15 protein-coding genes and 1 pseudogene are annotated in these 19,130 nt (G+C 69.0%); 12 read left to right on the forward strand and 4 right to left on the reverse strand.

Features of this window, described 5'->3' with window-relative positions; genetic code table 11:
- The first annotated feature begins 302 nt into the window (after positions 1–302).
- The 3 genes from MET2598_RS0134430 to MET2598_RS0134440 are packed head-to-tail and all read left to right on the forward strand — an operon-like array spanning position 303 to position 4,832.
- On the forward strand, positions 303–2,396 hold the full coding sequence (locus MET2598_RS0134430; protein ID WP_018263911.1) for a hydantoinase/oxoprolinase family protein: 2,094 nt from the start codon (positions 303–305) through the stop codon (positions 2,394–2,396).
- Positions 2,393–4,141, forward strand: a complete 1,749-nt coding sequence (locus MET2598_RS0134435; RefSeq protein ID WP_018263912.1) for a hydantoinase B/oxoprolinase family protein — start codon at positions 2,393–2,395, stop codon at positions 4,139–4,141. Before MET2598_RS0134430 ends, MET2598_RS0134435 begins: the two co-directional genes overlap by 4 nt.
- Positions 4,131–4,832: a TetR/AcrR family transcriptional regulator gene (locus tag MET2598_RS0134440; protein WP_018263913.1), complete on the forward strand. Its 702-nt coding sequence runs from the start codon at positions 4,131–4,133 to the stop codon at positions 4,830–4,832. The genes MET2598_RS0134435 and MET2598_RS0134440 overlap by 11 nt, the downstream gene beginning before the upstream one ends.
- Positions 4,833–4,976: 144 nt before the next feature.
- Here MET2598_RS0134440 and MET2598_RS0134445 read toward each other — a convergent pair whose 3' ends face one another.
- Genes MET2598_RS0134445 through MET2598_RS0134455 form a run of 3 tightly spaced genes read right to left on the reverse strand, consistent with a single transcriptional unit; the run spans position 4,977 to position 7,100 of the window.
- Complete coding sequence (locus tag MET2598_RS0134445; protein ID WP_012335316.1) at positions 4,977–5,990, reverse strand: CobW family GTP-binding protein; 1,014 nt, start codon at positions 5,988–5,990, stop codon at positions 4,977–4,979.
- Positions 5,984–6,307, reverse strand: coding sequence for a hypothetical protein (locus MET2598_RS0134450; protein ID WP_012335315.1), 324 nt, complete (start codon positions 6,305–6,307; stop codon positions 5,984–5,986). The genes MET2598_RS0134445 and MET2598_RS0134450 overlap by 7 nt, the downstream gene beginning before the upstream one ends.
- 16 nt (positions 6,308–6,323) lie before the next feature.
- Positions 6,324–7,100, reverse strand: coding sequence for a GntR family transcriptional regulator (locus MET2598_RS0134455; RefSeq protein ID WP_018263914.1), 777 nt, complete (start codon positions 7,098–7,100; stop codon positions 6,324–6,326).
- Positions 7,101–7,231: 131 nt separating this feature from the next.
- Here MET2598_RS0134455 and MET2598_RS0134460 point away from each other — a divergent pair, with 131 nt between their 5' ends.
- The 9 genes from MET2598_RS0134460 (at position 7,232) to MET2598_RS43505 (ending at position 17,585) form a co-directional block, all read left to right on the forward strand.
- Complete coding sequence (locus tag MET2598_RS0134460) at positions 7,232–8,434, forward strand: amino acid ABC transporter substrate-binding protein (protein ID WP_236728876.1); 1,203 nt, start codon at positions 7,232–7,234, stop codon at positions 8,432–8,434.
- Positions 8,435–8,566: 132 nt separating this feature from the next.
- Positions 8,567–9,436, forward strand: a complete 870-nt coding sequence (locus MET2598_RS0134465; protein WP_012335313.1) for a branched-chain amino acid ABC transporter permease — start codon at positions 8,567–8,569, stop codon at positions 9,434–9,436.
- A gap of 1 nt (position 9,437) precedes the next feature.
- Positions 9,438–10,391 (forward strand): branched-chain amino acid ABC transporter permease, encoded by a 954-nt coding sequence (locus MET2598_RS0134470; RefSeq protein ID WP_018263916.1) that lies wholly within the window; start codon positions 9,438–9,440, stop codon positions 10,389–10,391.
- 1 nt (position 10,392) lies between these two features.
- The gene (locus MET2598_RS0134475) at positions 10,393–11,154 is read left to right on the forward strand and encodes an ABC transporter ATP-binding protein (protein ID WP_018263917.1); all 762 of its coding nucleotides are present in this window, start codon (positions 10,393–10,395) and stop codon (positions 11,152–11,154) included.
- Positions 11,151–11,870, forward strand: coding sequence for an ABC transporter ATP-binding protein (locus tag MET2598_RS0134480; protein WP_012335310.1), 720 nt, complete (start codon positions 11,151–11,153; stop codon positions 11,868–11,870). Before MET2598_RS0134475 ends, MET2598_RS0134480 begins: the two co-directional genes overlap by 4 nt.
- Positions 11,871–11,893: 23 nt before the next feature.
- Positions 11,894–13,381, forward strand: coding sequence for a dihydroorotase (locus tag MET2598_RS0134485; protein ID WP_012335309.1), 1,488 nt, complete (start codon positions 11,894–11,896; stop codon positions 13,379–13,381).
- 554 nt (positions 13,382–13,935) lie between these two features.
- The gene (locus MET2598_RS37885; protein ID WP_051086554.1) at positions 13,936–14,322 is read left to right on the forward strand and encodes a hypothetical protein; all 387 of its coding nucleotides are present in this window, start codon (positions 13,936–13,938) and stop codon (positions 14,320–14,322) included.
- A 1,031-nt stretch (positions 14,323–15,353) separates the two neighbouring features.
- On the forward strand, positions 15,354–16,112 hold the full coding sequence (locus tag MET2598_RS0134495) for an SDR family oxidoreductase (protein WP_018263918.1): 759 nt from the start codon (positions 15,354–15,356) through the stop codon (positions 16,110–16,112).
- A gap of 402 nt (positions 16,113–16,514) precedes the next feature.
- On the forward strand, positions 16,515–17,585 hold the full coding sequence (locus MET2598_RS43505) for a L,D-transpeptidase (RefSeq protein ID WP_084674041.1): 1,071 nt from the start codon (positions 16,515–16,517) through the stop codon (positions 17,583–17,585).
- Between the two features lie 707 nt (positions 17,586–18,292).
- Here MET2598_RS43505 and MET2598_RS43255 read toward each other — a convergent pair.
- A pseudogene (locus MET2598_RS43255) lies at positions 18,293–18,700 on the reverse strand (M23 family metallopeptidase); the annotation flags it as partial.
- Positions 18,701–19,130: the final 430 nt, after the last annotated feature.

Genomic DNA, 19,130 nt, shown 5'->3' on the forward strand with positions numbered 1-19,130 from the left:
GGCGGGTTTACGGCGCGACCGACCGGTCTCGAACCGTGCGGCGAGCGGGCGATGCAGCCGCCTGCTCGGGTGCTGAGCCAGCCTGTGGTCGCGCTGTCGCCGCTCTGCCGGGGGCGAGCTGCCGAGCGCGGCGACGGCGAGCCGAACAGTCCGGTGTGCCGGCACGACGCTCGTGAGGTGCACGTGGCCCGGCGGCCCCACCCCGACCCGCCGGCTCGGGTGCGGCGGGCCGCGTGCCCTCCTTGACACCCCATCCTCGGCGCCGCATCCTTAACTAACTGGTTAGTTAGAAGAGGTTCCCGATGGGCTCCCGCTCCGCCGACGCCAGCGTCCGCGTGGCCGTCGATATCGGCGGCACCTTCACGGACATCGCCCTGCTCGACGCGGCGGGCACCGTCCATCAGAGCAAGGTCTCCTCGACCCTGGACGATCCCAGCCGGGCCGTCGTGGCCGGTGTCGCCGCGCTGCTGGCGGAGCTCGGGATCGCGCCCTCGCAAGTCGCCGAAGTCCTTCACGGCACCACGGTCGGCTCCAACACGATCCTTCAGCGCACGGGGGCGAGGACGGGGCTGATCACGACGCGAGGGTTCCGCGACGTGCTGGAGATCGGGCGCATCCGCATGCCCGACATGTTCGATCTGACCTGGGACAAGCCGAAGCCGCTGGTCTCCCGTCGCCACCGGCTGGAGGTGGACGAGCGCGTCGCCGCCGACGGCTCCATCGTGCGGCCCCTCAGCGAGGCCGACGTCGTCGCCGCCGGCCGCCAGCTCAGCGAGGCCGGGATCGAGGCGGTCGCCGTCGCCTTCATCAACAGCTACCGCAACGCCGCGCACGAGCGGCGCGCCGAGGCGATCCTGCGCGAGCAGTTCCCCCACCTGCTGGTCACCAGCTCCTGCACGGTCCTGCCCGAGATGAAGGAGTACGAGCGGACCAGCACGACGGTCGTGAACGCCTACCTGCTCGCGGCCATGCGCGCCTACCTGCACGCCCTGGAGCGCGGGCTGCGCGGGATCGGCGTCGGGGCGCCCATCCTGGTCATGACCTCGAACGGCGGGATGCTGGCCGCGCGCGCGACCCTGGAGAGGCCGGTGATGGTGGTGGCGTCGGGGCCGGCCGGCGGCGTCGCGGGCGCGGCGCGCCTCGGCCACGCGCGCGGCGACCGCGACATCATCGTGTTCGACATGGGCGGCACGACCGCCAAGGCGGTGATCGTCGAGGACGGCCGCCCGACCATGACGTCCGAGTACGAGTTTCGGGACGGGATCTCGACCTCGAGCCGCTTCATCAAGGCCGGCGGCTACATGCTCAAGGTCCCGGCGATCGACATCGCGGAGGTCGGCGCGGGCGGCGGCTCGATCGCCGCCATCGACGAGGGCGGCCTGCTCGTCGTCGGCCCCCACTCGGCGGGCGCGGTGCCCGGGCCGGCCTGCTACGGCCTCGGCAACGCGCGCCCGACCGTCACCGACGCCAACGTCGTCCTCGGGTTCATCAATGCGAGTGCGCTCGCCGGCGGCCGCCTGGCGATCAGCAGGGAACTGAGCGAGCGGGCGATCCGCGACCACGTGGGCGATCCGCTCGGCCTCGCGGTCGCCGACGCCGCGCACGGGGTGCGCGCGGTCGCCAACGCCGCCATGGCCCGCGCCGTGCGGGCCGTGACGATCGAGCGCGGCCGCGATCCCCGCGACTTCACGCTGATGGCGTTCGGCGGGAACGGCGGCGTGCACGCGCCCGACCTCGCGCGTCAGCTCGGGATCGGACGCGTGGTCGTCCCTCCCCTCTCGGGGGTGTTCTGCGCGGTCGGCATGCTGGCCTCCGACACCGAGCACACGGCCCTCGCCGTGGTCGCGCGCCGCCTCGACGCCATGGATGCCGGGGACCTCGCCGCGGCCAAGGCCGCCCTGGAGGCCGACGTCGCGGCGCGTCTTGCCCAGGACGGCTACCCGGAGGCGCGGCGGCACCTGCTCTGGGAAGCCGACCTCCGGCACGAGGGTCAGGCCACCGATCTGACCGTCCCGTTCGAGGGCGAGGACCTCGCCGCGCTCGAGGAGCGGTTCGTGGCGGAATACGTGAAGACCTACGGCTACCGGGACGCGACGCCGATCGAGTTCATGAAGCTGCGGGTCGTCGGCCGGGGGCTGCGGGAGAAGCGCCTCGCCTTCGACGCCATGGCGATCGCCCCGCGCGCGGTCGCCGCCGGCCGGGGCACCCGCGCGGTCTCCTTCGCGCGCGGCGAGGAGCCCAGGCTCGTCGAGGTGGTCGGCCGCGATGCCCTCGGCGCGACGGCCCGGCCGGGACCGCTCGTCGTCGAGGAGTTCGACGCGACCATCGTCGTCCCGCCCGACGCCAGCATCCGCAAGGACGCGATCGGCTGCATCGTCCTGGAGTTCAGCGCATGAACGTCGACCCGATCACCTTCGCGGTCATCAAGAGCGGCCTCGACGCGATCGCCGACGACATGGCCTACACGGTCGTGCGCATCGCCCGCTCCGAGATCGTCAAGGACGTGATGGACTTCTCGGCGGCCCTGTGCGCCGCCGACGGCCAGATGGTGGCGCAGGCCAAGACGATCGCGCAGCATCTCGGCGCCATTCCGGAAGCCATGCAGGCGGTGCTGGCCACGTTCGACGGCGACCTGCACGACGGCGACGTCGTCATCATGAACGACCCCTATCACGGGGGCATGCACCTGCCGGACATCTTCATGTTCGTGCCGATCTTCCACGGCGGCAAGCGCCGGGCCTTCGCGGTCGTGATCTGCCATCACACCGATGTCGGGGGCCGCGTTCCCGGGTCGAACGCCTCCGATTCGACCGAGATCTACCAGGAGGGCCTGCGCATCCCGCCGCTGAAGCTCTACGAGCGCGGCACCCTCAACACCACCCTCGAGGCGCTGATCAGGATCAACGTCCGCGTTCCCGACCGGGTCTGGGGGGACCTCTCGGCGCAGTTCGCGGCCGCGCAGGTCGGCAGGCGCGCCCTCGAGAAGCTGATGCAGCGCTACGGGGCGGACGAGGTCGACGCCTACATGCAGGAGCTGCTCGACTACGCCGAGCGCATGACGCGCGCCGAGATCCGGACCTGGCCGAGGGGCACCTGGCACTTCACCGACTACATCGACGACGACGGCTTCTCGGACGCGCCCATCCCGATCCGGGTCGCCATCACGGTGAGGGACGACGGCTCCCTGCTCGTCGACTACGCGGGCTCGTCGCCGCAGGTGAGGGGCGCGATCAACGCGACGCTGAGCTTCACCCACTCGCTGACCTACCTCTCCGTCCGCTGCGTCCTCGCCAAGGAGGTGCCGAACAACGTCGGCATGTTCCGCTGCGTGAGCGTCCGGGCGCCGGAGGCCTCGATCCTCAACCCCGTGATGCCTGGTCCCTGCGCGGCCCGGGCCCTCACCGGCTACCGCGTCTTCGACACCATGCTCGGCGCCCTGGCGCAGATCGTTCCGGACAAGGTTCCGGCGGCCGGCGAGGGCGGGAACAGCGTGATCTGCATCTCCGGCCTCAGGCCGAACCGGCAGCCCTTCATCATCGTCGACATGATCTGCGGAGCCTGGGGCGGACGACCGAACAAGGACGGACTGGAGGCGGTGACCAACGCGTCGCAGAACCTGTCCAACATGCCGGTCGAGATCATGGAGGCCGAGCATCCGGTCCGGATCGAGGAGTACGCGTTCGTCCCGGACAGTTGCGGGGCCGGCCGCTACCGCGGCGGCGTGGGCGTGCGGCGCAGCTACCGGATCCTCGCGGACGAGGCGCTCCTGCAGATGCGGACCGACCGGGTGAAGCACCGGCCCTACGGCCTGGCGGGGGGTGAGCCGGGCGGTCCGTCGCGCAACGCCATGGAGGTCGACGGCGAGCGCCGCCTTCTCCCCGGCAAGATCACGACGCGGGTCGGCAGGGGCACGCTCATCGTCCACGAGCAGGCCGGGGCCGGCGGATTCGGTGACCCGCTCGACCGCGACGCCGCGGCGATCCTGGAGGATTGCCTCGACGGCAAGATCTCCGCGGCCTTCGCGGAGCGGCATTTCGGCGTGGTGATCGCGCGGGGGATCGTCGACGAGGCCGCGACGCGCCGCCTGCGCGCGTCGCGGCGGGCCGCGCCGCTGCCGGGGGCCGTCCCCGATGGGCGCTGAGTCCGCCCCGCCGGCCCACAGGCCGGCGCGCAATGCCGAGGAGACGCGCGCGCGCATCCTGGACACGGCGCGGCGGGAATTCGTCACGCATGGGCTCAACGGGGCCCGCGTCGACCGCATCGCCGCGCAGGCGGGTGTCAACAAGAACCTGATCTACCACTACTTCGGTTCCAAGGAGTCCCTCTACCTCGAAATTCTCGAACGCATCTATGCCGGCCTGCGCACCCGTCAGCGCGACGAATCCTTGCGGGACCTGCCGCCCGCGGCCGCGATGGCGGCCCTCGTCGCCAACACCTTCGACCACTTGGTGTCGACGCCCGATCTCATCCGCCTGATGAGCATCGAGAACATCCATTTCGGCCAGCACCTGAAGCGCTCGACCTCGGTCAAGCCGCTCTACCGCAACCTCCTCGACACGATCGATGAGATCCTCAAGCGCGGCCAGGCCGCGGGGACGTTCCGCCACAACGTCGATGCCGTCGACCTCTACCTGTCGATCTCGGGTCTCGCCTACTTCTTCCTGTCGAACCAGCACACGCTGTCCTGGCTGCTCGACCGAGACTTCATGGCCGGCGAGCGGGTGGCGGTGCGTCGGCGGCACGTGGTGGAGATGGTGCTCAGCTACCTCACGGGCGCCCGGTCGGACGTGTCCCCGGCGGCCGCGCACGAGGGACCGGAGGTCGGTCCGTGAGGAGCCTCCCGCGGGCCGGCCCCGGCCCCGGGCGGGGTCGTCCCGGCGCTCCACCGCCGAAGTTTCCTCCTCGCCCGGAAGTCCCCTCCCCGCCCGGCGTCCCTGCCGGGGGCAGGCTCCCGCGGCGGGAGACCGGCCCGGCGATCAGACCTCCTCCGCGACGAGCAGGCCGGGCCGGGGCGCCATGTTCTCCCTCGCGAACCGGAGGAACGAGGCGAGGGACGCCCTGATCTCGGCCGGATCGAGCCCCCGAGCGATGAAGACCAGGTGCGAGCGCCGGTCGTCATCCGGCCAGCCCTCCATGTGCTCGGGCGGGTGCATGATGTGCTGGACCCCGTGGACCAGCACGGGGGCGCTCTCGTCGGTGAGGTTCAGCATCCCCTTGAAGCGCAGGACCGAGCGTCCGTGCCGGTTGAGGAGGAGGGACAGCCACGTCACGAAGCTCGACCAGTCGAGGCGCTCGTCGAGGGAGATCGAGAACGTGCTCACGGCGTGGGACGGGGCGGCGTCCGCGCTCACGGCCGAGACGCGCGACACAGGCTGCTCGCGCAGGAGCGAGGCGGGATCGAGGTCCGGCGCGCGGGCGTCGCGGACCGGCGCCAGCGCGTTGATGACCCGGATCCGCTCCGCCAAGCCGCGCGCCGCCGCCGGCGCGGCGAGGTCGGACTTCGTCACCAGCACGAGGTCCGCGACCGCGACCTGCTTGGCGAACTCGGCGTGGTCGTCGGCCGAGGCGAGGCCGTTGACGGCGTCGACCGTGGCGATCACGCCCGCCACCCGGAAGTACTCCTTCAGCACCGGATGGGTCTGGACCGTGTTGATGATCGGGGCGGGATCGGACAGTCCGGAGGTCTCGAGCACGACGCGCTCGAACCGGGGCACCTCGCCCGCCAGGGAGCGGCGCAGCAGGTCGAGCAGCGCGCGCGCCAGTTCGGGCCGGACCGAGCAGCACAGGCATCCGTTCGCCACGACGGCGCTCGCCTCCGCGACGTGCGCCACGATGCGGTGGTCGAGGCCGGCCTGGCCGTACTCGTTGATGAGCACGCCGGTGCGCGCCTCCGCGTCCGCGCGCAGGATGCGGCCGAGCAGGGTCGTCTTGCCGCTGCCGAGGAACCCCGTCAGGACGAACAGCGGCATGGGCTCGGGCAGGGCTACCATCGCGGGGCTCCTCCCTCGAAGCGCGCGGTCAGGGGATCGAGGATCCGGCCGGAGAGCGCCTCCGCCGCGCCCCAGAACTCCGCGAGGCTGGCGGCGACCCGCGTGCGGCCGGCCCGGTCGGTCAGCAGGAAGGCGTCCCCGTCCCAATCCTCGCAGGCGAGCCCGGCGGGCGCGACCAGGCGGTTCATCAGCGCGATCCTCTCGCGCCGGTGGCGCCGGTGCCTCTGGATGTCGCGCGCCGGGAAGGGGCTCCGCGAGAGCTTGGCGGCATCGGTCCAATGGTCGCCGATCCCGAAGACGGCGCAGACGTCGCACATCGCGTGGGGGCTCCTGTCACGCCGCCGTCGCCAGGAGGCGACCGATCGGGCCGTCGACCAGGCTGGACGAGAGGTACTCGATCACCCGCTTGCGGGCGAGGCCCGCGTGAGAGCCGGCGACCGACTCGGCGCGCTCCGCGTCGCGGGTCTCGATCGCGTCCAGCATCTCGCCGTGCTCCCGGATGATCGACTCGATGTGAGCCTCGTACGCGTCGGCCGACCCGTAGCACTCGTACGCCATCGCGAGCCTCGCGATGCGCAGGTTCTCGCTGAGCAGCCCGATATAGGTCCGGGCCACGTTGCGATTGCCGCAGGCATGGCCGATCGCCTCGTGGAACGCGAAGTTCGTGTCGATCATGGCGGTGGGATCGCGGTCCCGCCACGCCGCCTCGAAGGCCTCGGCGCGGCGCCGGATGCCCGCGAGATCCTCCGCCGAGCAGCGGGCCGCCGCCCAGGCCGTCGCGACGCGCTGCAGGAGGTCGAAGGCCTCCAGGTGCTCCTGCGTGTAGGCGAGGTCGAGGGGGGCGACGCGCGCGCCGCGGTTCGGCATCAGCACGACCAGCCCGTCGCTCGCGAGCTGGACGAAGGCCTCGCGCAGCGGCGTGCGCGAGATCCCGAGCTCGCCGACGAGTTGCAGCTCGTCGAGCTCGGAGCCCGGCGCGCGCTGCAGCGACACGATCTGCCGCTTCAGCGTCTCGTAGGCGAATTCGCGGCCGCGGCCCTTGCTCGGGCGGCCCTTGCCCGGGCCGCCCTTGGCCGGCGCGCTCGCGCGCTGCCGTTTCGTCGACGTCATCGAGCCGCCTCCGCGGTCGCACCGGATGGAGCCCCGATCATAGGCGGGCGCCCGAGGAAAATACAGCTTGTATTCACCAGACCGGACATGCAGCATGCATGCGGTTCGTCGGGCGGTCGGGGTGCGGGATCATGGCTGGAGCGTGGACGCGTCGGGTCGTTCTGGGCTGCCTCGCGGCGGCGTCACTCTCGTCGCCGCTCCGGGCCCAGGAGGTGCTCAAGATCGGCGCCGCCGTCAGCCTGAGCGGCGCCTTCTCCCGCGAGGGCGGCCTGCTCCGGGACGGCTACGAGCTCTGGCGCGAGCGCGTGAACGCCGCCGGCGGCCTGAAGGCCGGGGGCAAGACCTACAAGGTCCAGGTCGTCTACTACGACGACGAGTCGAAGGCGCAGACGAGCGCCCAGCTGACCGAGAAGCTCGTGAGCGACGACGGCGTCTCGCTCGTCTTCGGGCCGTACTCATCGGGCATCGCCACCGCCACCGCGGTGATCAGCGAGCGCTACCGGGCGCTCACCCTGGCCCCGATGGCCACCGCCAACAGCCTCTACGCGCGCGGCTACAAGTACCTCTTCACGCCCTCGCCCCTCGCGGATCAGGGGCTGGTGCCGATCCTCGACCTCGCCAAGGACCTGAAGCCCGCGCCGGGGACGGTGGCGATCGTCGGGCCCGACGACCTGTTCCCCAACATCACCGGCGAGGGGGCCCGCAAGCGCGCCGAGGCCCTCGGCCTCAAGGTCGTCTACACCGGCAAGTACCCGAAGGGGGCGAACGACCTCTCGGCGGTCGCGACGCAGATCAAGGCGGCCGCCCCCGACATCCTCCTGGCGACCGGCTACGTCCAGGACTCGATCCTCCTGGTCAAGTCCCTGCGCGAACTGCAGGTCGCGCCCAAGCTCGTCGGGCTCGCGACCGCGGTCGGCGTCCAGGACTTCCGGACGGCGGTGGGTCCGGCGGCCGAGGGCATCATGGGCGTCGACTATTGGGTGCCGACCCTGACCTGGAAGGATCCGGTCTTCGGGGACAGCGCCGGCTTCGCGAAGGCGTTCGAGGCAAAGTACGCCAAGGCGCCCACCTTCCACGCGGCGAGCGGCGCCGCGGCCGGCGTGGTGCTGCAGCTCGCGATCGACAAGGCCGGGTCGGTCGATCCCACGGCAGTCCGGGACGCGCTCCTGTCGATGCAGGGCGAGACCTTCTACGGACCGTTCAAGTTCGACGCCAACGGCGTGAACACGCGGGCCGGACTCAACGTCTCGCAGATCGTCGGCGCTGAGCCCAAGGTGATCTACCCCTTCGCGGTCAAGCAGGCGGACCCGGTCTACCCGCGCGCGGTTCCCTAGGGCGTTCTCCGGCGCAGCCGATGCCGGTTGGTCGCGGGACGCGCGACCGCAGCAGAGCCGAGGGCGGGGCATGATCGCGGCGCGATCGCGCCCTGCCCCGGCACCCGACCTCACCCGAGGAGCCGGTCCAGCATGCTCGCGCAGACCTTCGTCAACGGGCTCCTCCTCGGCGGCGTCTACGGCGTCGCCACCATCGGCTTCTCGATGGTCTGGGGCGTGATGAGCATCATCAACCTCGCGCACGGCGCCTACATCATGATGGGGGCGTACCTCGCCTACCTGATGGCCGCGCGGCTCGGCATCGACCCGTTCCTGTCGATGCCGCTCGTCATGGCGGCGCTGTTCTGCGTCGGGTTCGCGGTGCAGTCCCTGCTGCTGAACCCGGTGATGCGCACGAGCGTGCTGCTCACGCTCGCGATGACGTTCGGGCTCGACCTCTTCCTCGTGGACGTGTTCGTCGCGCTGTTCACCTCGGACATCCGCTCCGTCAACACGAGCTACTCCTCCGAGGCGCTCGCGATCGGCCCGGTGCTGGTCTCGTACGTCCGGCTGGCGGCCGCCCTCCTCTCCCTCGCCCTGGCGGGCCTGCTGTACCTCGTCCTGACGCGCACCCGTCTCGGCCAGGCGATCCTGGCGACCGCCCTCGACCGGGAGGCGGCGCGCCTGATGGGCATCGTCCCGGAGCGGATCTACGGCTACACGGCCGGGATCGGGGCGGCGCTCGCGGGCGCGGCCGGCTCGCTGGCCAGCACGCTGTTCCCGATCTCGCCCGGATTGGGAAACTCCTTCATCGGCGCGGTCTTCGTCATCACCGTGCTCGGCGGCATCGGGTCCGTCACCGGCGCGGTCGCGGCCGGCTTCGTGTACGCGCTGATCCAGTCCTTCGCGGCGAGCTACCTCGGCGTGAACTACCAGGAGATCGTCGCCTTCGGGCTGTTCCTGGTCATCCTGGTCGTCCGCCCGCAGGGTCTGTTCGGCAAGCGCTTCTTCGGGGAGGTCTGAGGTGAGCGACACGCGGCAACTCGTCCTCGCGGCCGTCCTGCTCGCCGCGGCCCTGGCGGCCCCGGCCTTCGTCGGCAATTACTGGCTGCGCGTCCTCACGACCGTGTTCATGTTCGGCGTGGTCGCGCAGGGCCTGAACGTGATCGTCGGGTTCGCGGGCTATCACGCCTTCGGCAACTCGGTCTTCTTCGGCATCGGGGCCTACGCCACGGGGGTCGGGATGACGCTCGGCCTGCCGGTCTGGATCGCGGTCCCGGTCGCCGTCCTGGCCGCGACCCTGGTCGCGGCGATCCTCGGCTGGCCGCTCCTGCGCCTGCGCGGGCACTACTTCGCCATCGCGACCGTGGCGCTGAACGCCGCCGCCACGGAGGCGATCATCAACATCGGCGGCGTGACGGGCGGCGCGCAGGGGCTGCCCCTGCCGTTCTCCGCGCTTCCCCCGACCACGCTCTACCGCATCATCTACTTCGCCATGCTGGCGGCGCTCGTCCTCGCGACCGGGGTGGTGTTCTGGCTGTCGCGGAGCCGGCTCGGCTACGCGCTGCGGGCGCTGCGCGACAGCGAGGACGGCGCGGAGGTGATGGGGGTCGACACCGTGCGGGCCAAGATCCTGGCCTGGATGATCAGCGCCGCGATGACCGGGGCGGTCGGCGGCCTGTGGGCCTACTGGCTCACCTTCATCGAGGTCGGGACGGCCTTCGACGTCTCCATCTCGGTGCGCGGCTACGTCATGATGCTGCTCGGCGGCATGGGCACGGTGATCGGCCCGGTGATCGGGGCCGCCCTGTTCCAGCTCGTGGGCGACGCGATCTGGAGCCACTTCTCCGGCATCCACAACCTGCTGCTCGGGGCCCTCGTGATGGCCGTGGTGCTGATGGTGCCGCGGGGCCTGCTCGACAGCCTGTCGCGGCTGCGCCCGCCCGCGCGGCGCGGCCGCCGGCCCGCGGAGGCGTGACATGACCGAGCCGCTGCTCACCATCGAGGGGATCGGCGTCCGCTTCGGCGGCGTCCAGGCGATCAAGGACGTGAGCTTCGACGTCGCGCCCGGGGAGGTGCTGGGTCTGATCGGGCCGAACGGGGCCGGCAAGACCACGCTCCTCAACGTCGTGTCGAGCCTGGTCAAGCCCGCGGCCGGCCGCGTCACCTTCGACGGCGAGACGATCACCGGGCGCAAGGCGCACGCCATCGCGCGCGGCGGCGTCGCGCGCACGTTCCAGATCGTGCAGCCGTTCCGCAATCTCACGGTCGCGCAGAACGTCGCGGTGGGCGCCATGTTCTGCAACGCGGGACGCTCGGCCGCCGCGGTGGCGGAGGCCTGCGCGGAGGCCCTGGAGCAGGTCGGGATCGCGGGCAAGCGGGACTTCCTCCCGAGCCAGCTGACGCTGTCCGAGCGCAAGCGCCTCGAGGTCGCCCGGGCGCTCGCGACCCGCCCGCGCCTCCTCCTCCTCGACGAGGTGATGGCCGGGCTCAACCATGCCGAGATCGAACGCATCATCGCGCTGATCCACGCCATCAACCGCACCGGGCTGACCATCATCGTGGTGGAGCACGTGATGAAGGCGATCACGGCGGTCTGCCACCGGGTCGTCGTCCTGCAGTTCGGCGAGAAGATCGCGGACGGCCCGCCCGACGCGGTCCTGTCCGACGCCAAGGTGGTCAGCGCCTATCTGGGCGACCGCTACGCCAAGCGACACGCTGCCCGGGGAGCCGCCGCATGAGCCTCCTTCGCGTCGAGAGCCTCGACCTGCGCTACGGCGACAGCCAGGTCCTGTGGTCCGTCGACCTGGCGGTCGAGGAGGGCCGGATCTCCGCGCTGGTCGGGGCCAACGGCGCCGGCAAGACCACGCTCATGCGGGCCATCGCCGGACTGGCGCAGCCGAGCGCCGGCCGCGTCGTGTTCGCGGGCGAGGATCTGGCGCGCGTCCCGGCGGAGTCGCGGGTTCGCCGCGGGATCGCGCTCGTCCCCGAGGGGCGGCGCCTGTTCGCCGGCCTCTCGGTGACCGAGAACCTCATGCTCGGCGCCCACATGCGGGCCGACCGGACCGCCGTGACCCGCGACCTCGGCCGGGTCTTCGCCCTGTTCCCGGAACTCGCGCCGCTCGCGGGCCAGATCGCCGGCACGATGTCGGGCGGTCAGCAGCAGATGTGTGCGGTGGGGCGCGCGCTGATGGCCCGCCCGCGGCTGCTCCTCATCGACGAGATGTCGCTCGGCCTCGCCCCCGTCGTCGTCGACCGCATCGCCGCGGCGTTGCGCAGCGTGAACGAAGCGGAAGGCGTCACGATGCTGCTCGTCGAGCAGGACGTGGAACTGGCGCTGGAGATCGCCTCCCACGCGACCGTGCTCGACACCGGGCGCGTCGTCCTCGACGGGCCGTCCGCCACCCTGATCGACGATCCGAAGATCCGCGAAGCCTATATGGGCGTCGCGGCCTGACCCTGCCCTGTTCAAGGTCCGCCATGAAGCCGTTCGATCTCTTCGTCACCAATGGCACCGTCGTGACCGCGCACGGTGAGTACCGAGGCTCCATCGCGGTCGTGGACGGGCGGATCGCCGCGATCGTGGCGCCGGGCGTCGACCTGCCGGCCGTCCGGACCATCGACGCGCGCGGCCGGCACGTCCTGCCGGGCCTGTGGCACGTGCACTGCCATTTCCGGGAGCCGGGCCACACCTACAAGGAGGATTTCGAGAGCGGCAGCAGGGCGGCCGCGGCGGGCGGCATCGCCTTCTGCATCGACATGACCAACAACACCCCGCATCCCACCACGCTCGAAACCTTCGAGATGAAGAAAGCGGCGATCGCTCCCAAAGCCCACGTCGATTACGCGATCTACGGCGGCGGCCTCTACCCGAAGACGTGCCTCGACCTCGGCAAGGCGGGGGCGATCGGCATCAAGATCTTCAACACGCGGCACGTCAAGGAGGTCTACCCCTACATCACCGAACTCGGGGTGGTCGATCACGGCATCCTCTACGAACTCTACGAGGCGATCGCCGAGACCGGCCTCGTCGGCTCGGTGCACCACGACGATACGGAATGGTGCAAGCGCCTGACGTTTCGGGATTACATCAATCCTGGAAAGGTTGAGAACAAATACTACATGGAGTGCTACGAGCGCGGCTACATGTACGGACACGGCATGGTCGCCGGTCTCGCCAGCTCGCTCTACTACGCGCGCCTGACCAAGCTGCGCCTGCACGTGCTTCACCTGGGGGTTATGCCGGTCGGCGCGTACGAGATGCTCCGGCATGCCAAGTTCGACCTGAAGCAGGACGTCACCGCGGAGCTTGAGGCCGCCTCCTTGTTCATGTCGCGCGAGCAGGCGGAGCGGGTCGGCCCCTTCGCGTATCTCTGGGCGCACAGCCCGGAGGCGGGCTGGACCAGTCTCAGGGACGGCGTCGCCGACATGCTGGTCGGCGAGCACGCGCCCCACTCCGTCGAGGACGTCGAGCCCGGCTGGGAGGACAATTTCTCCGTCCCGCTCGGGATCACGGGTGCCCAGGAATTCGTGCCGCTGATGCTCAACGCGGTGAACGAGGGGCGGATGACGCTCCAGGACATCGCGCGGTTCTGCGCCCTCCAGCCCGCCCAGCGCTTCGGCCTCTACCCGCGCAAGGGCGCGCTCGAACTCGGTGCCGACGCCGACATCACGATCGTCGACCTCGCCCGGGAGACGGTCTTGCGCAAGGAGGACATGCACAGCCGCGCGGGCCACACCTCCTGGGAGGGGATGCGGGTCCGCGGCATGCCGGTCGCCACGATCGTCCGTGGGCAAGTGGTGATGGAGGAGGCCCGCATCGTCGGCGAGCCCGGGCTCGGCCGGTTCACGCCCGGCATCCTCGGCCGGGACGGCGGACCGGCGCCGGACGCCGCGCGGCTCCATCGGGCCGAGGCCGTCGCCCAAGCCGCCTCGCGGCAGGTAGCGGCCGGCCCGGTCCTCGAATAGGGCGCAGCACCGGCGCCTGCCGGCTGGAACGACGAGGCGGCGAGGGGAGCTGCGTCGGCCGCGGACGCCGCCTCGGTCCATCGCCGGCGCGTGGCTGACGGGGATCGCGCAACTGCCCTGGCCGGACGCGGCGCGGCGCCTTCGACGAGGTCCGGCGGGATTGAGCATGACGAGAGCGAGAGCGGCCGCTGCCCCGGTGCTGATCGGGGGCAGCCTGCCGGCCGAGCCGGTCAAGGCCGAGGTGACACGGTTCGAGGCCATTGCGGTGGAGCGGCCGGCGCTCCAAGGGCGCAGCTTCGGTGAGCGCGGCACGGCGGAGAAGATCACCGGGCGGGCGACCATCGCCCTCGATCCGGGCGATCCCCACAACGCCGCCATCGCCGACATTGCACTCGCGCCCCGCAGCGCCGGCCAAGGCGGACAAGACGGGCCGCTCGACCGTCCAGACCGATCCCCGCCAGGGACCTGCAGTCTGGGAGGGGCACTGGACCTCACTGGGTCGGGACCTCCTCGACAGCCACGCCTGACGGGCTCAATCGATCAACTGCCGCCGGGTGGTCGACAGGATCCTCCTGGAGCACATCGGACACGGAGGGCTCACGAACGGCGCTTTGGCGGTCACGCACGACGACTTCAAGCTGCATGGCGTCCGGGCGAACTCCGTCCTGCCGGCCATCGAAGAAGCGATCGCCATCGGGCTCATCCGGCGCGTGCGTGAGGGACAGCGTGCCTGGGGCGCGTTCAAAGGCCGGGCTGCTCTGTTCGGCCTGACCTGGTTCGGGATGGTCGACGGGCGCCCCCCGAGCAACGACTGGAAGCGGTTCGGCAGCCTTGAGGAGGCGGAGCAAGCCGCGAAGAACGCACGGCAGCGGGTCGAGGAGAGCGCCTCCATCCGGCCGGCTCGCCGCAACAGGCTCAACCCCGTTCCGACCGCCGCCTGACGATTTGCCCTAAGAGCATTTTCCGACGAAGTGGATGCCGGTTCGTCGCAGAAAATGCGGCAAGATCAAAGATCGAGAGCAGCACCCGATTGCAACGTGATCGGGTGCTGCTCTAGTACCAGTTCCGGTACATCTAGTACCACCACTTCCGGTACCGGAAGTCTCCAGTACCACTTCCGGTACATATATGAATATCTCCGGGTGGGGTGTGGCACGTGCAGCGCCTGTCCGCCGCTAAAAACCGCCACCTTCCCGAACCTGGAATCAGAAAATCGAAAGACCACCAATCTCACACCGGCCAATTGCGCAGAGCCAACCGGCCGTCCTTAGCCCTTTCCCGAAGAGGGAACGACGCATGAGGTTCGGCCACGACAGTGCCGCTACGCGCTTGGACTATGAGAATAGCAGGGGATCCCGCACGATTGCGCAACGTTGCAGCTGCCGAACTGGGAGAGCGAATGCCAGATGGCAAAATTGCGCACAGAATTGGTGTCCAGATCGAGGACTGACGAGAAATAATGAATAAACAGAGAGAGGTTCAGAAAGGGTTGGAGATGGCACGGACTGGGGCGAGGATCTCGTATCTCCCGGTGGCTATCCGAACTGACGCTGCTCAGCCTCGACAGGCCCCTTTCATAAACACGGCAACGGAAGCTTGTGACCGAGGCTGTGTGAAAACTCAGGCGGGTTCCGAAATCGTAGAATAATCTTCTACAAAGCCGTTATCCGAGCATCCTGGATAGCGGCTGAGATGCCAGCTGGGTGCCTATTCCGGCGCTGCCCAGGGTTATCGAGGGAAGATCCTTCTGCCGCCTTTGCGTTTTCACACAGCCTCGACCCATAGCGGCCCCTCGCAGTGTGGGTCGGGAATGTCCGGTTACGAACGTCGTCCGGACACTCGGCATTGACCGCTCGTCGGACACGGTCAAAAAGGACAGCAAATTTATCACACGGCTCAGGAGCAGCTCTACCAGCAAGCACTCTGATCGCCATACGAAGCGAACACCGCGAGATGATGGGAGAGACCGAGCATGCCGCGAGATATCGAAGGGCAGGTCGCCTGGGTCACGGGGGCGGGCTCCGGAATCGGCCGGGCCGCCGCGGTCGCACTCGCGAAGGCTGGGGTGCGGCTCGCGTTGACGGGACGCGGCCGGGAGACACTCGAGGCGACGGCCGATCTTGTCCGGGAGGCGGGGGGTGAGGCGCTCGTCGCGCCCGCCGATATGGGCCGGGCCGACGAGGTCGAGCGCGCCTGGGAGACGGTTCGATCTCACTTTGGCCGCTGCGACATCCTGGTGAACTCCGCCGGCCTGAACGTGCCGAAGCGGAGTTGGAGCGAGATCGACCCGGCTGGCATCGACACAGTCATCGGGGTCGATCTCAACGGGCCCTTCTATGCCTCGCGCCTCGTGCTGCCGACCATGCGGGCCCAACGCGACGGGCTGATCATTCAAGTGTCCTCCTGGGCTGGACGCTACGTGTCCAAACTGACGGGGCCGGCCTACTCGGCCGCGAAGCACGGTCTCGTGGCGCTCTCGGAAAGCTTGAACCAGGAGGAGTGCGGCCATGGCATCCGATCCTGCTGCATCTGTCCCGGCGAGGTCGCGACGCCCATCCTCGACAAGCGTCCCGTTCCGGTCACGGCGGAAGACAAGGCGCGCATGCTTCAGGCAGACCACCTCGCGGAGACGATCCTGTTCGTGGCCCGCCTGCCCCCGTCCGTGTGCGTCAACGAGATCCTGATCAGTCCGACGTGGAACCGCGGCTACCTGGAGGGTGTCAAGCTCTGACGCGCTTGGGGTCGAATACCGGGCGCAGCCTCATGCAGCCTGCCGCTTCGTCTCGATGAATGTCCGGGCAACGTCGGCGATCCGCGGAACAGTCCACATCCGCGCCTGCCAGCTGCTGCGCGGGCACACGAAGCTGGAGAGCACGATGCGGTCCCGGTATCGAAGTCGATGATGCCCTGGTTCTATCGAAGCAGAGCGAGATCTGAGGTGGGCACCGCGGGCGCAACCGCCGCGCCGCCGTGTACCCGAAGTTGCGACGCTCACGCAGCAGTCCCCGACAGCACCTGCACAGCCTGAGCGGGGAACCTTGGCCGTTGGGCTCGATTGTATGAAGGTGCCCTGAGGCGGTGTCGCGGCCGGAGACGAAGTATGCGTGTTGCCAAGCTGCTGATCGCATCGTGCATGCTCGCCACAGCCGGCATCGACACGGCTTCCGCTCAGTTCGTTGATCCCTTGAAGGTCTTGGAAGAGGCGAGACGTGATCGCCTCGAACTGGATAAGCGCCTCGCACGCGAGACAGCGGAGCGCAGGCAGAAAGAGAAGGCCGAGCAAGCTGCGAAAGCGGCTGCGCAGCGGAAGCTTGATGAGCAAAGAGCCTCGGCAATCAGTGGCATCTCACCTGCTACGTCAGCAGAGCAGGCAGGGTCTCCGCCGAATCCTGCACCCACTTCCGACGCTCCTACGCCGCCAGTAGCATCCGGTGACGCCGGAACCGGAACGACCGGGCCTAACCAACCCGCGGCTCCGGCAACTCGCGCGACTGCTGCGGAAGCAGCTGATTCGCCGGCCTCCTCAGAAGGCAGGGCCAACGGAGCGCCCGCCCCCAGCTCTGTCACGACTTCCCAAATCCAGGCGGATGAACCGGGGGTTCCACTCCTGCCAACTCTAACACCGGGCGCTGTCCGCGACGTCCCTGCTCCTGCCCAGCCGCAGCCCACAGCAGCGCCTGCTCGGGATGCCGCGGGGCTCGCTGTTGCGTCTCCCCCGCGCGTTCTAATCACGATCGACAAGGCTTCTCAGCGGATGCGGGTGACGGTGGATGGAAAGCTGCGCCATTCCTGGGCAGTCTCAACTGCCCGAGCGCCGTATAAGACGCCCGCAGGCACGTTCCACCCCTTGCGTCTGGCAAAGGAGCACTACTCCAGGGAGTGGGATGACGCTCCGATGCCCTACTCCATCTTCTTCACGGCGGCGGGCCACGCTATCCACGCCAGCACCGCCACTCGCCAGCTCGGGCGACCGGCATCGCACGGATGCGTCCGACTTGCGCCGGCCAACGCTGCCGCGCTGTTCGCGCTTGTCCGAGCTGTAGGTCCCGGTACCACCAAGGTATCCATCACGAACGGAGCGTCAGCAGGGAAGACTGCACGGAGCCGCACTGCCGATGCGCGTGCCCGCGCGCGTGGTCATCATGCCCGACGTGTACCTGCTGAGATTTGGCAGGTCGGCTCCACGGTTGGCTGGAACGAGTAGAACAGCTTCGGCCAAGTCAGCGTGGGCACCTGCCTCGCCTCGAACATTCGGCAGCTTCACCGCCTCCAAGCAGGTGCGTAACGCCGTCAGATAGGCCCGGCCAGGATAGCGGCCCATGGTCATAGCAAGTGGATTACCCGTCTTCGAGTGTCCGACCACATCAGCGATCCGCTGACGGAAGATAGCAACACCATCCCCAGGCGCGACCATGGCCTTACGGATGAACCAGCGTCGGACGGAGCGAAGATCAACGCGCGGCTGTCGCTTCCCACCAGATCGATGACCGCCGCCGAGTGCGATGCGCTTCCGAGTGAACGCTTGTGAACTCGGGGCTCCACGTCCACACGAAGCGTTGGTGTGAACGGGCAACTCGCGGGAGATCGGGGTGCACGGGCACGTCGCGCGCCGAAGTAGCGGTCTTGGCGTTCTATTTTGGTTCATCAGCGCATAATCATGAGAGATGAGGCAGTGATCCTTGACTCGATCGCCCTCATCCTGTGGTCATGCTCAGCCCATTTCTCGGCCAATCTGGAAGGTCCAGCCGCTATCCGCCGGGCGAGCGTATGCTGCGCTAACTGAGGCAGCTTTGTAGCGGGCTGCGCAAGCGGGACTGCCGAAATTTCGAGTGCCGCAACTCGCTGGGCGGAGGTGGTGGCAGTCCGCCCGTCTGTGGGTGGGGCCTTCTGGACTTTTGCCGCGACGCGCACACCTCCCGGCGCATAAATGTCCATAGGATCAACGAAGTCGCCGTTGACCAGCACCTCGAAGTGGAGATGCGGCCCCGTCGAGAGACCCGTACTGCCCACAAACCCAATCACCTGCCCCTGGCGCACCCTGGTCCCAGGCTGGATGTCCGTGCCGAAGCGAGACATGTGAGAGTAGGCAGTGACCACACCATCAGCATGCTGGATCTCCAGACGCCGGCCGTAGCCTGCAGCCCATTTCGCCAAGACCACCGTTCCCTCACCGGCTGAGAGAATCGGTGCGCCGAGCCGGGCAGCCCAATCAACACCGGTATGCATCTTGGACGAATGGAGAATGGGATGCCGCCGGATGCCGAAGCCCGACCGTAAATTCCCGTCAGCTACAGGTTTGCCAAGTATGAGCTTCTTGAGCGGAAGCTCTTCCGTAAGACTTGCGTACGTGGGCGGGTCAACGTCCGGGGGCAGAGGCAGAGTAGACAGCACCGCCTCAATATCGATCGCCGGAGTAGACCTTGCTGGGCTTGCGAGTATGCCAAGGCCTACCGTCAGAGCGCAACAGGATGACAGACCTTTCCCGGTCAGGCGGGGTACAAGCATTGCAGAGCCCTCATCCGATCCGCACAACTGGCGTTCGACGCTCGAGAGTCGCTCTGTGTCCGTACCCGACCTAGGATCGCCTGCTCCGGGTTGAGCACGTCCTCCGTGAAGGGGGCACTGAGCGTCCGTTCCCAGCGGCATGCTTGATCGAAGATGGTTGACGAACCTCTAAGCATTGCCAGCTTGCCTCGCGCTCCGGTTTCATGTCGCCCTGGGCATTCTTCCCGATGCGCTGGTGAGAGGT

This window comes from Methylobacterium sp. WSM2598, from assembly GCF_000379105.1.
Taxonomy (GTDB): Bacteria; Pseudomonadota; Alphaproteobacteria; order Rhizobiales; family Beijerinckiaceae; genus Methylobacterium.